The sequence below is a fragment of the Flavobacterium sp. CR10 genome (assembly GCF_055814415.1).
Genome location: NZ_CP185985.1, coordinates 158,051 through 170,179 on the forward strand (window position 1 = coordinate 158,051; position 12,129 = coordinate 170,179).

At 33.3% G+C, this 12,129-nt stretch carries 9 protein-coding genes; 5 read left to right on the forward strand and 4 right to left on the reverse strand.

Annotated elements, in window-relative coordinates; genetic code table 11:
- Positions 1-4: 4 nt before the first annotated feature.
- On the forward strand, positions 5-577 hold the full coding sequence (locus ACNRYB_RS00810; protein WP_473728972.1) for a pentapeptide repeat-containing protein: 573 nt from the start codon (positions 5-7) through the stop codon (positions 575-577).
- A gap of 91 nt (positions 578-668) precedes the next feature.
- Here the strand turns inward: ACNRYB_RS00810 and ACNRYB_RS00815 are convergent, their stop codons facing one another.
- From ACNRYB_RS00815 to ACNRYB_RS00830, 4 genes are all read right to left on the reverse strand, one after another.
- Positions 669-2,237 (reverse strand): DUF5123 domain-containing protein, encoded by a 1,569-nt coding sequence (locus tag ACNRYB_RS00815; protein WP_473728973.1) that lies wholly within the window; start codon positions 2,235-2,237, stop codon positions 669-671.
- A gap of 43 nt (positions 2,238-2,280) precedes the next feature.
- The gene (locus ACNRYB_RS00820; protein ID WP_129748016.1) at positions 2,281-4,074 is read right to left on the reverse strand and encodes a RagB/SusD family nutrient uptake outer membrane protein; all 1,794 of its coding nucleotides are present in this window, start codon (positions 4,072-4,074) and stop codon (positions 2,281-2,283) included.
- Between the two features lie 20 nt (positions 4,075-4,094).
- On the reverse strand, positions 4,095-7,322 hold the full coding sequence (locus ACNRYB_RS00825; RefSeq protein ID WP_129748015.1) for a SusC/RagA family TonB-linked outer membrane protein: 3,228 nt from the start codon (positions 7,320-7,322) through the stop codon (positions 4,095-4,097).
- A 631-nt stretch (positions 7,323-7,953) separates the two neighbouring features.
- Entirely contained in the window at positions 7,954-9,120 is a 1,167-nt protein-coding gene (locus tag ACNRYB_RS00830; RefSeq protein ID WP_473728974.1) for an MFS transporter, read from the reverse strand.
- Positions 9,121-9,223: 103 nt separating this feature from the next.
- Here ACNRYB_RS00830 and ACNRYB_RS00835 point away from each other — a divergent pair, with 103 nt between their 5' ends.
- From ACNRYB_RS00835 to ACNRYB_RS00850, 4 genes are all read left to right on the forward strand, one after another.
- Entirely contained in the window at positions 9,224-10,057 is an 834-nt protein-coding gene (locus ACNRYB_RS00835; RefSeq protein WP_111363629.1) for an AraC family transcriptional regulator, read from the forward strand.
- Positions 10,058-10,127: 70 nt separating this feature from the next.
- On the forward strand, positions 10,128-10,484 hold the full coding sequence (locus ACNRYB_RS00840; RefSeq protein ID WP_473728975.1) for a hypothetical protein: 357 nt from the start codon (positions 10,128-10,130) through the stop codon (positions 10,482-10,484).
- 96 nt (positions 10,485-10,580) lie between these two features.
- Positions 10,581-11,108 (forward strand): DUF3347 domain-containing protein, encoded by a 528-nt coding sequence (locus tag ACNRYB_RS00845; protein WP_473728976.1) that lies wholly within the window; start codon positions 10,581-10,583, stop codon positions 11,106-11,108.
- A gap of 2 nt (positions 11,109-11,110) precedes the next feature.
- On the forward strand, positions 11,111-11,671 hold the full coding sequence (locus ACNRYB_RS00850) for a helix-turn-helix domain-containing protein (protein ID WP_473728977.1): 561 nt from the start codon (positions 11,111-11,113) through the stop codon (positions 11,669-11,671).
- The last annotated feature ends 458 nt before the right edge of the window (positions 11,672-12,129 follow it).

The window sequence follows — 12,129 nt, forward strand, 5'->3', positions numbered from 1 at the left end:
TAATATGGAATCAAAATTATACCAAAACCGAACTTTTGAATCGATCGATTATTCGGAACAAAGTTTGGCCAATACCGAATTTGTAAACTGCGAATTCATTAACTGTAACTTTTCTAAAAGTGAATTGAGTCATAATGATTTTCTAGATTCTACTTTTAAAAACTGTAATCTTTCGCTGGCAGTTTTAAAAAACACTGGATTGAAAAACATCAAATTTATTGGATGCAAATTGATGGGGCTTGATTTCAGCGCTTGCAATAGTTTTTTGTTTTCGATGAATTTTGAAGATTGCATTTTAGACTATTCAACTTTCATTTATAAAAAGCTCAAGAAGACAAATTTCATCGATTGTTCTTTGAAAGAAACGGATTTATCTAATAGTGATTTGTCTTTGGCGGTTTTTAAAAATTGTGATCTTTCTGGCGCCACTTTCGTGGAAAGTATTCTGGAGAAAACTGATTTTAGAACTTCTAAAAATTATTCTTTTGATCCCTCAGAAAACAAAATAAAAGGCACTAAGGTTTCACATACAGCCCTCGCAGGATTACTTGCAAAATTCGATTTACTAATTGAATAAATTCGATATCATTTTTGCGAAAATTATAGATTCATAAAAAAAGCGGAATACATTTTTGTATTCCGCTTTTCTATTAACTAACCATGAAATTTTATTTTAACCATCTTGGATCTCCAATATTGTTATCAATCAACGTTTGATTTTTAACTGTGAAATCTCCATTTGCTGGATCAACAAACTGCGGATTTGCAGTAGTTGCCGATGCATCAATTTTATTGTTTGTAATTGTTCCATCTATAAAACTTGGAGCATCATTATAATAGTTTTTACTAAATGTTGGCTGCGTTGTCAATGGCTGGTTGGTATAAATTGCAGTTGTTGAAGTAATCAACGTATTTTTAACTGTTGAGGTATTATTTGCAAAACGCACATATAATATTCTCTTTGGTGCAACTGTATTTGAAACAGCATAAAGCGTACAGCTTTCAATTAAAACATTTGTAGTTAATCCAGTTCCAGAGAAACCATTTGGAGAAACCACTGCATCTGCTCTTACAAAGTCACGTCCTGTCGAACAAGTATCGAATGTACTGTTTTTAAGAACAATACTTGCAACATACGTATTTCTAAAATCGATAAAATCTGCACCTATATTTGTGTTTACATTTTTTACAATGCTATTATCTACTGTGAAAGAAGACAATTTAGAACCAGCTGCGTTTGCCGCAATTAACGCACGAGTATAATCATGTACTTTACTGCTGCTAATTAAGAAATCACCGTAAGTTGAATTTGCTCCAGAGATAGTAATTACGGCCGCATTATCCATTCCTGTTCCATCCAAATCTAAATCGATCAACGACAGATTTGCTGTTCCAGAATTAACTGTAAATTTCACATGCAACTTCGGTTTATCATAAGTACGAAGTCCTCTTAGTGTTATCGATTTGTTCAATGCGATCTCGCCTGTAAATACAGTATAATCTCCAGGCATTAATACTAGAACTGATCCTGAAGCAGCATCAGTAATTTTAGCATTCAAATCGTCTTCTGGTTTAATTAGAATTCCAGTTCCAATATCGATTCCGGTTGTAAATGTCGTTGTACCTCTTTTCTTAGTACCATTCATTAACTCGGCTGTATAAGCTGTTTCTGCGGTTAATCCAGTAACAACTGCAACTCCTGCAGTTTTTTCTGCTGGGGTAATCGCATGTGTTATAGCGCCTGGATTTACAACAATCTGCGTAACATTACTATTAGGAGTCCATCTTAATGTAACTTGTTTAGCCTCTACATCGCCGTCCTGAATTGGCAAGAAAAGCTCTTCTGCCAAAGTAGTAGCCTTAATAACAGACCATTTAGAATCTTCTAATCCTGCTGCGTTAACAGATTTTACTCTTATTGAATAAACTGTTTCTCCTTCTAATGCCACTTGCACAGGAAGCTCAGTTGGAGCAACTTTCAAAGTTTTATAAATTGTATTAAAATTAGGATCATCTGCGCTTATTTCTACAACATAATGATCTGCATCTTCTTTAACCATCCAATTTAATTCGACTGTAGTTTTATTTCTAACTACAGCAGAGATGCCCACAGGTGAAAAAGCTCTACTAACATCTAAACTTTCAATAACAGGCTCATTAAAAGTCTCACAATTTGAAAAAGTGAGAGCAAGTAACATAACAGCAATATACCCCTTTACTTTATATTTTGTTTTCATAATATACTTTATTAATTTTCAAGTCACTAACTACAACTATTCGTTATTCGTATCCATAATCATTTGTTAGCATCCCATTACTACCCTCAATAAAAACTTTCCAAATTGGCCAAAACTGTCTATTGTTTGGATCAACCCCTGGTTTGTATAAGGTATTGATTTTAGTATCTGCTGTAGAGCCAGTCCAAGTCCATGTGAATTGCGAATAATCTGCTCCTGGATTTGCAGTTTCTCCACGATTAAGACCATAAATATCTAAAGTCACATTATCCGATTTATATTTGTAGTATAAAGTTGATGGAACATCAGCATAATCACCTGTACGATCAGATAAGCTTTTCATTTTCACTTTAGCCTCATCTAATTTTGTTTTTAATAAATTCCAACGTATAAGAGCCTGTTTACGTTCCATCTCTCCTGTAAACTCATATTTATTTTCATTAACAAGAGCATTAAACATTGCTTCTTTACTAGTTAATGAGTTTACATAGTTTTCAACTTTAGCAGCCTGAGATGCTGCTGGAAATGCTCTTCTTCTAATTTCTTTTAGATATGGAGCTGCCGAAGCTGGGCCTTCTAATTCATTTGCAGCTTCTGCTGCTATTAAAAGGACTTCGGCATATCTCATATAAATTTTATTTACACCATCATCATTTGTTGATGTTACAAAACGAGTCATCCATTCGTAACGATATTTTCCAAAATACCAAGTATTTAATGCTCCTAACTCTTGTTTAGCGACATTATTTACTGCTGTACCATATTTATAAGGAACACATGTTACATCCCTTCTCGTATCTTCTTGGTCATAATCATAAAAAACATTAGGTAGTGGTCCTGCAGTTCCTCCACGATTAGCCCCATTTGCATGAAATTGGTCGTTCGTTGTATGTTTTACAGCAAAAGTAAACAACATACGCCCTCTACCGTCTGAAAAAGGTATTTCCCATAAAGATTCTCCACCTGCAACTATGTACTCCTGATTGTATTTTTTCCAGAATGTTTCAAACGAAGGCTCCAAATGTGCTGAACCGCTTGCAATAACAGAACGAGATTCTGCTAATGCTAAAGCATACATATTTGCAACTGACAATTCAGGATCTGTACTTCTTCTGATACCGTCAGGATATTGTTGGTAACCACTGGCAGCCATTGCCAAACGAGCGCGGAATCCTTTGACAAATGCCTTATTAATTCTTTCCACACTACTAGTCGCAGAGCTTCCGCCTGGCCAAGGCACTAATGTTGCAGCTTCACCTAAATCGGCAATAATTTGCTTATAAATCACATCACGACTTGATTTAGCAACATATAAAGTTGCATTATTTAATGGTTCAAATCGTGCAGGCACATCTCCCCACGCTTTTACCAAGTCAGCATAATAAATCGCTCTTAAAGTTAATGCTTCACCAAGTAAATATCCTAAATCTGATCCAGGTGTCGGATTTCCATAAGTACGCAAACCTCTAATGGCAATATTAGCACGTTCAATACCAGAATACATCATTGCCCAAGCATTATTAGTTGTATTCATTTGAGAGTTAACTGTCTGTGCATCATAAGTACATAAGTCTGACGCATCACTTACCGTTTGAGAAGAGTTATACCATTCTGTATCTGTATTCATACCATAAAAAGGAAGAAAACGACCTCTGTATGAATTAGTTTCTGCAAAAGGAATTTTTATTCCATCAATTGCGCCTTCAGCTAATCCTACATTAGAAAAAATAACTGATTCATCTAATGTTGATTTTGCTGGGGCATCTAAGTAATCATCTGAGCAAGAAGTAAAAAAACTTGCAACAAACATTCCTGCTATTAATATTTTATGTTTCATCTTGTGAAAATTTAACTGAATTAGAAATTAAGGTTTAAACCAAATATCATCTGTCTACTTCTTGGATAAGCTGAATAATCAACCCCTGGAGTATACGGTGTCGCTCTTCTAGTTGAAGCTTCTGGGTCTTGACCTGAGTACTTAGTCCAAACAAAAACATTGCTAGCTGTCAAGTAAAATCTCAACTTAGAAACTCCTAAAGCAGAAGTTAAAGCATCTGGTGTAGTATAACCTAAACTTAAATTGTTAAGTCTTAAGAAAGACCCATCTTCAACAGACCAATCAGTAAAAACATAACGAGGCATGTATGGAGACCACATTGTAGTATTCGCATTTAAAGCAGTCAATTGAGCAGGATCGGTTACTAGTTGTCCTGTATTAGGATCAAGATTTGTCCATCTTTTTCCATCTGCCATTTCAGAACCTAAATTTCTATATTGTCCATTAGGAACTGAAGTAGAAAATTCTGTTTTATTTCCGTTGTATACATCGTTTCCAATACTCCAGTTAAAAGCTGCAGAAAGATCAAATCCATAAGCATTAGCATTTAACACCATACCTCCAGTGCTTTTTGGGTTCGCATTTCCTATAACAGTAAGATCTTTGCTATCTACAACATTGTCACCATTAATATCTTTTAATTTCATAGCACCTGGCTTCATTGGACCAACGACAGTTTTAGCATCTGCAACTCCTGTTTTTAAAGTATAAGTTCCTGCATTATAATCAAAGTCTGAAACTTCATAACGTCCATCACTTTTATACCCATACATAATTCCTAGAGGTTGTCCTACGTTTACTAGATAATCTGCTGTGATTGAAGAAGAAGCCCATCCACTTGACCATGTAAAATCTTTCATTACACCAAGAGAGTTAATTCTGTTAGTATTGAATGCGGCATTAAATGATACGCTTACTCCATATTTAGGTCTTTCAATTAAGTTAAGGTTTAAAGTTGCCTCTACACCACTGTTTTGAATTTCACCCATATTTCTATACTGATAATCATAACCTCCAGAAATTGGGAAATTCATTAGCAAGTCTTTTGTTTTGTTTTTATAAAACTCAACAGATCCCGTTACTTTATTTTTGAAAAGATCGTAATCTAAACCAATATTTTGTGTTACAGTAGTTTCCCATTTCAAATCTGGATTAGCCATTGTTTTTGAAGCTGCCCAATAGCTATCTACTCCATTAATCCATGTAGATGTAGTAGATGCAAAACTTTGTACCATTTGTCCTGTCGGAATATTATTGTTTCCTGCTTCACCATAACTTACTCTTAATTTAAGCAAATTAACCCATGAAGCATTTTTCATAAATTCTTCTCCTGAAATTTTCCAAGCTGCTGCTGCTGCTGGAAAAAATCCCCATTTGTTACTTCCTAAGAACTTACTTGAACCATCGGCACGATAAGTCGCTGTTAAAAGATAACGATCTTTATAATCATAATTTGCACGTCCGAAGAAAGAGAGTAATTTATCATCTGGGAAATAGAAATTATCAACTGAAACTGGTGTTCCTTGTGTAGTTAATTTCTTAGCTTCATCTAACTCAAAAGACAATGGTAATCCGTGAATTGTATTTATCAAATCATTTCTATCATAGTTTATAGACTCTTCTCCTAAAAGAAATTTTAAGCTATGGTTTTCTCCCATTATTTTTTTCAAATCATAGTTAAGAGTATTTGCATTTCTAAAACGAGTATCCTTTCTATCTGACATTATCAATGCAGGCATACCTTGTCTTTCTGCCGCTGGATTATTTTTCACATAATACGTTGTACGTCCATAGAAACGATAATCTTGAAAATTATAATTATCTAAACCTAATTCCGTTTTAAAAATTAAATCAGAAGTAAGTTTCCAAGAAAAACTTCCTAATGTATTGAAGTTCTTTCTAAACTGTTGGCGATTGTTATCGGTAATAGCGACAAAAGGATGAGTTAAATTATTAGAAACTGCTTCATCTGTATCATCTGTAGTTAAACCTGGGACAGGAATTGGTGCATATCCAACAATATTTTTCAAACGAGAATCTGCAGAAGAAGCCTCATTCTGTTCATTCATACCAGCACCATTAATTTCAGTATCTGAGTAACGTACTGTAAAACTTAAATCAATTTTATCTGAAGCTTTACTATTTAAAGCAAGAGACAAGTTATTTCTCTTAAAGTCCGACCCCAACATAATTGCTTTTTCATCATAATGCGCATAGTTGAAGTTATAGTTCATTTTTTCACTTCCGCCACGAATAGATAAGTCACGGCTTTGTACTTCTCCTGTACGTCCAAAAACTTGTTTCTGCCAGTTATTTCCTTTCATGCCTTTGTACATATCATAATCTTGCCAATTACCAAAATACTTGGTATAAGAAACTGGATTACTCAAAATAGTTTTATCATTTTGATCAAGCAAAGCATATTCATACTGCCATTTTACGTAATCCTCTGGAGAAGTAACATCGATAGTATTAGCCAGTTTTTTCATCCCATAAAACATATTGAAGTTTACTGCTATTTTACCATCTTTACCTTTTTTAGTTGTAACTATAATAACACCATAAGCTCCTCGAGAACCATAAATTGCTGTAGATGACGCGTCTTTTAAAACGGTCATCGTTTCAATATCTGAAGAAGAAATATCATTGATATTATTTACTGGAAATCCATCTACAATATACAATGGAGAAGCGTCTTGGCTTAAAGACCCGTTTCCACGAATTCTAACCTGAACATTTGAATCTGGCGAACCTTCAGAACTGCTTACTGATACTCCGGCAATACGCCCTGTTAAAGCCTCCGCTACGTTTGGAACAGGAATTTTACGAGCTTCACTTCCCGAGAAAGTTGCAACAGCTCCAGTTAAATCAGATTTCTTAGAAGTTCCATATCCAATTACCACAACTTCATTTAAATTATTAGAATCCTCAGACATTGTTGCATTTACTTTTGTTTTCCCATCTGTAGAGATATCAATGCTTTTAAACCCAATAAAAGAAAAGCTTAATACTGCTTTCGGATTGGTCAGTTTTATTTTGTAATGCCCATCAAAATCGGTAGAAGTTCCGTTCTTAGTTCCTTTTTCTAAGACATTTACCCCAGGAAGAGAAAGTCCCGCGGCATCTTTCACGGTTCCCTCTATCGTTGTGCCCTGCGCGTATACTTGAGTACCGATCAATAAGCACAGTAAGAAAACAAGTTTAAAGCAAAAATCTGCTCCTTTGTTTAATAGTTCTTTAAAGTTCATGGTTGATTGTTTAAGTTATTAAAAGTTTTTCTTTTTGGTTTAAGTGGTTTTTTGTGGTTACTTTCAATTCATTTTATAGTTAACATTTGCGGTTTTGATTTAACAATAATTTATTTATTTTTTCAACAAAACTTTATTCAAGCTTTATTTTTCCTTCTTATTACTTAATCGATTTCGAAGCATTGCAAAAAAAATGTTGTAATCGATTACACAAACATAGATATTTTTTTTAAACGAAAAATAAAATTTGCCAAAAAAATCCCAAAATAAACTATATAATAAAATTTTTATCGCCTTTTTATGTGACATGTATAATTTATATCACTTTAAAATATTAAAAATATTATTATTATTCGTTCATTTGATTCGATTATTGCAAAAAAAACAATCGATTACAGGAATGTTAATTACGAAATCATCAGGTGTTATTTTTACACTTAAAAAGTTAAAGTCAAGCCAAAAAAAATTAAAAAAAATCTATTAAGAGCTTAAATTTTATAATGATTTTACCTATAAATACAATCAATAAAGAAAAAGAAAAGGTAGTTTTGACTATAAGCTTGCGCATTTACAAGCACAAAAAAAGCCCTTAAACAAAAGTTAAGGGCTTAAAAATTTGATTATTTTAGATTTATATCCGCTGAACCTGAACCTGTTTTTGATGTAATCTCATCAATATGAATGTAATAATCATTCCGATAACCGACATTACTACTCCAATAAGATTAGGAGAAGAATAGCTGAATCCCGCTGCCAAGGGTAATCCACCAAGAAAAGCACCTAAAGCATTACCAATATTGAAGCTTCCTTGAAGAGAAGCTGAAGCAATCATCTCCGCTCCTTTTGCTGTACGAATCATCAACATTTGAATTGGAGCAATTACTGAGAATGAAATAGCCCCCGTTAAGAAAGTTAGAAACAAAGATATATATTGGTTAAATGAGAAAAAGTAAACCAAAACCAAATCGGTAGACATAACAAGCAATAAAGCTAGAGTTGTTGGAGCTGGTGAAAAACGATCTGCCAGTTTACCTCCCACAAAATTACCAACCACCATTCCTAATCCCGCTAAGATTAAAATTGTAGAAACATCTTCTGGTGCAAATTTTGAAACATTAATTAAAAGTGGCGCAATGTAACTGATCCATGCAAATAGACCTCCAAACCCAATTGCTGTAATTCCGATGATTAGCCAAGCTTCCGTTTTCTTAAAAAACTGAAGTTGTGTTTTCATATTAACACTTTCTCCTTTTTCTAAATTTGGCATCCAAAAATAAATTGCCAGCAAAGTCAATAATCCCACAAGAGCAATTAAAACAAAAGTATAACGCCATATAAAGTGGTGACCTATATAAGTTCCAATTGGCACACCAATTAAGTTGGCAATTGTTAAACCAGCAAACATAATGGAGATTGCCTGCGCTTCTTTTCCTTTATCTGCCAAACGGCTTGCGACTACCGCTCCCACCCCAAAGAATGCTCCGTGAGGCAGTCCAGAAAGAAAACGAGATGCAAATAAAACATTATAATCGGGAGCAATAATTGACAAAGCATTAAAAACAGCCAGCATTAAAGCTAAAATTAAAAGCATTTTTTTAGGCGCATAATTTCTTCCTGCGATTACTAATAAAGGTGCTCCAATAACAACTCCAAGTGCATAAGCGGAAATTAAATATCCGGCAACTGGAATTGTAACTTTCATATCTGAAGCAATATCTGGGAGTAATCCCATCATTACAAATTCTGTAATTCCAATAGTTAACCCTCCTAAAGAGAGTGCAATAAGACTTTTTTTCATTTTGATTTAATGTAGAAAGGAATAGATTTCTACGAGGCAAAATTAACACCGTTAAGCGAATAAAAAATTGTATATTTGCGATATAAAATTGTATATTTAAGTTATGCCGAAATTAAATCAGTTTAAAACACTTGTTCTTGATGAATTTGAAGAAGAAAAATTTCATCTTCCTCCGCATACGCATACGTATTACGAAATCATTTATATCAAGAAAGGAAGCGGCATTCATCATATAAATAATAATCTGCTTCATTATAAAGCAGGAGATCTTTTTGTGATTTCGCCTGATGACGAACATTACTTTGATATTAAAAAGAGCACTCGTTTTATTTTTATAAAATTCACCGATAATTATTTTAATTCGAAGCAAAATCTAACCTGTGATGAATTTCTAATTCACACGCCAGAAAGTTTCATGCGCGATAAGATTTTAAAAGAAACTGTTTTAAAATTTGATGAACCTTGCAAAACTATTCTAAAGAATACTGTTGAGAACATAACAAAATATGGTGAATATATTGATGTTACCAATTCTCCTATTGTATTTTATCAAATACTTTCCATTTTTGGATTGATTAAAGAAACGATTAGATGCATGAACTTGCAAATGACATCCAAACATCTGGATAATGAACAAATTGCCAATTACATTCATCAGAATATTTATCAGCCCAAATTGGTTCAGATAAAAGTGATTGCAGAGCATTTTAATATTGCCCAAACTTATTTTAGTGCTTATTTTAAAAGAACTTTCAGCATTAGTTATCGCGAATACATTCATAATTTAAGATTGACTTTAATCGAAAAAAGATTTCACAACAACCAATTGCCGATTAAACAGATTGCGTACGAATTTGGTTTTACCGACGAAAGCCATTTAACCAATTATTTCAAGAAACGTAAAAACATGAAGCCAACCGATTTCAAGAAACTCTAGTTAGCGAAATCTTAAAAAGTAATTTCCTCAAACATTTTTAGCTAAATTTGTGCTACTAAAAACAATTTCTTTGAAAAAGAAAATCCATATAATACTGCTTTTTATAACGCTCAGTTTCTTTTTGAACCCGAGTTATACTTACGCATGCCATACTGGACACTCTAAAGAAATTGCCTCTAAAGAAGAAGACAGCTGTTCTAAAAAATGCTGCGAAAAGAAAACTTCAAAAGAAGAAAAACATAATTGTGATGGAAAGTGCCGTCATTCGGGCTGTAATACCTCAACATTAAACATCTTTTTAACTTCAAATGATTTTGATTTGCAAAACGATGTTTTCAATTTTTCTTTAAAAAATACCATTTCATCTTATAGTAATTCTACTATTTCTTCTGGATTTACTTCTATCTGGCTAAAGCCGAAAATATAATTATTGTATTTGTGACAGCCCATATTGGGTCTTTTTGAAATCAAATTTTTTAATTAATTTTAAAGGAAATAATCCTTTACTCAAATATTATATACAATGAAAAAATCAATTATAGCTTTAGCAATAGCAGTTACAGTAGTATTTAACGCAAATACAATTCAAGCAAAAACCAATAATGCTGAATTAACAGCAATCGAAATTACAGATTCTCAACTGCAATCTGTTTACGATGCTTATTTTTCAGTAAAAGATGCGCTTATTAAAAGTGACAGCAAATTGACTTCGGCGAAAGCGGCAACTTTACTGACAGCGATTTCTGCAGTAAAAATGGACAAACTAAAAAGCAACGAACATACGGTTTGGATGAAAGTGGTAAAAAAATTAACTGCCGATGCCAAAAGTATTTCGTCAACTACAGATCTTAAAAAACAGCGTGAGACTTTTAAATCTTTATCTAAAAGCACTTACGATTTAATTAAAGTTTCAAGTCCGACTGAACCAATCTACAAGCAATATTGCCCAATGGCAGATGCTGATTGGTTAAGCAAAGAAAAAGCAGTTAAGAATCCGTACTACGGTTCTTCGATGCTAACTTGCGGTAACGTGGTAGAAACGATCAAATAAATATGAAGCTCTACATCAAAAATATGGTGTGCAGCCGATGCAAAATGGTAGTGAAGTCTGAGTTCGAAAAACTCGGACTTCAACCTATTGCTGTAGAATTAGGAGAAGTCGAACTGAACGAAGAAATCAACGATAACCAAAAAGAAGTTTTATTAGAAAATCTTCAATCTTTAGGTTTTGATTTAATTGATGATAAAAAAACGAAAACGGTTGAAAGAATAAAGAATCTGATTATCGATTTGGTTCATCATAAAAACAATGATTTAAAAATCAACTTATCAGAATATCTGGCAGAAAATCTCAACCAAGATTATAATTCGCTGAGCAATTTATTTTCTGAAATTGAAAATACTACAATAGAAAAGTATTTCATTAGCCAGAAAATTGAAAAAGTAAAAGAATTATTGATTTACAATGAACTTTCGTTAAGCGAAATTGCCGATATTTTAAATTACAGTAATGTGGCGCATTTAAGCAATCAATTCAAAAAAATTACTGGCTTTACTCCTACTTCGTTCAAACAATCAAAAGATAAAATGCGTATTCAGATTGAGAATTTGTAGTTTTTTATTTAATCGCAAAGAGCGCTACAGTTTACGCAATCCCGATAGCTATCGGGAGCAAAGTTTTTTAGCCACAGATTATAAGGATTAAAAGGATTTTAAAATCTGTGTTAATCTTTTTAATCTGTGGCTAACTTTTCACATAACGATTTCGTAATTTATTCAGAACATAGCCCAAGGTTTCAACCTTGGGAAACGCACCGTGTTCCAATCTTTGTGTACCCAAGGTTGAAACCTTGGGCTATGTTTAAATACAGCTCGCAGAATTATTCACACAAAGCTTTGTCAACTTTTAAAAATCTCAACTAAATAAAAACTTAGCGAACTCTGCGTAAATTCTTTGCGCCCTTTGCGTTAAAAAACAGCATTTAGTAAATCTTACAAATCATTCCCAAAATTCTACAAACCGAACTCGCACATACTTCGGAAATTTGCATTGTAATACTTAAAAACCAATA

What these genes read in the sequence shown, in the direction of transcription:
- ACNRYB_RS00810 (WP_473728972.1), top strand. Translation starts at nt 5, where the DNA reads ATGGAATCAAAATTATACCAAAACCGAACTTTTGAATCGATCGATTAT.
- ACNRYB_RS00815 (WP_473728973.1), bottom strand. Translation starts at nt 2,237, where the DNA reads ATGAAAACAAAATATAAAGTAAAGGGGTATATTGCTGTTATGTTACTT.
- ACNRYB_RS00820 (WP_129748016.1), bottom strand. Translation starts at nt 4,074, where the DNA reads ATGAAACATAAAATATTAATAGCAGGAATGTTTGTTGCAAGTTTTTTT.
- ACNRYB_RS00825 (WP_129748015.1), bottom strand. Translation starts at nt 7,322, where the DNA reads ATGAACTTTAAAGAACTATTAAACAAAGGAGCAGATTTTTGCTTTAAA.
- ACNRYB_RS00830 (WP_473728974.1), bottom strand. Translation starts at nt 9,120, where the DNA reads ATGAAAAAAAGTCTTATTGCACTCTCTTTAGGAGGGTTAACTATTGGA.
- ACNRYB_RS00835 (WP_111363629.1), top strand. Translation starts at nt 9,224, where the DNA reads ATGCCGAAATTAAATCAGTTTAAAACACTTGTTCTTGATGAATTTGAA.
- ACNRYB_RS00845 (WP_473728976.1), top strand. Translation starts at nt 10,581, where the DNA reads ATGAAAAAATCAATTATAGCTTTAGCAATAGCAGTTACAGTAGTATTT.
- ACNRYB_RS00850 (WP_473728977.1), top strand. Translation starts at nt 11,111, where the DNA reads ATGAAGCTCTACATCAAAAATATGGTGTGCAGCCGATGCAAAATGGTA.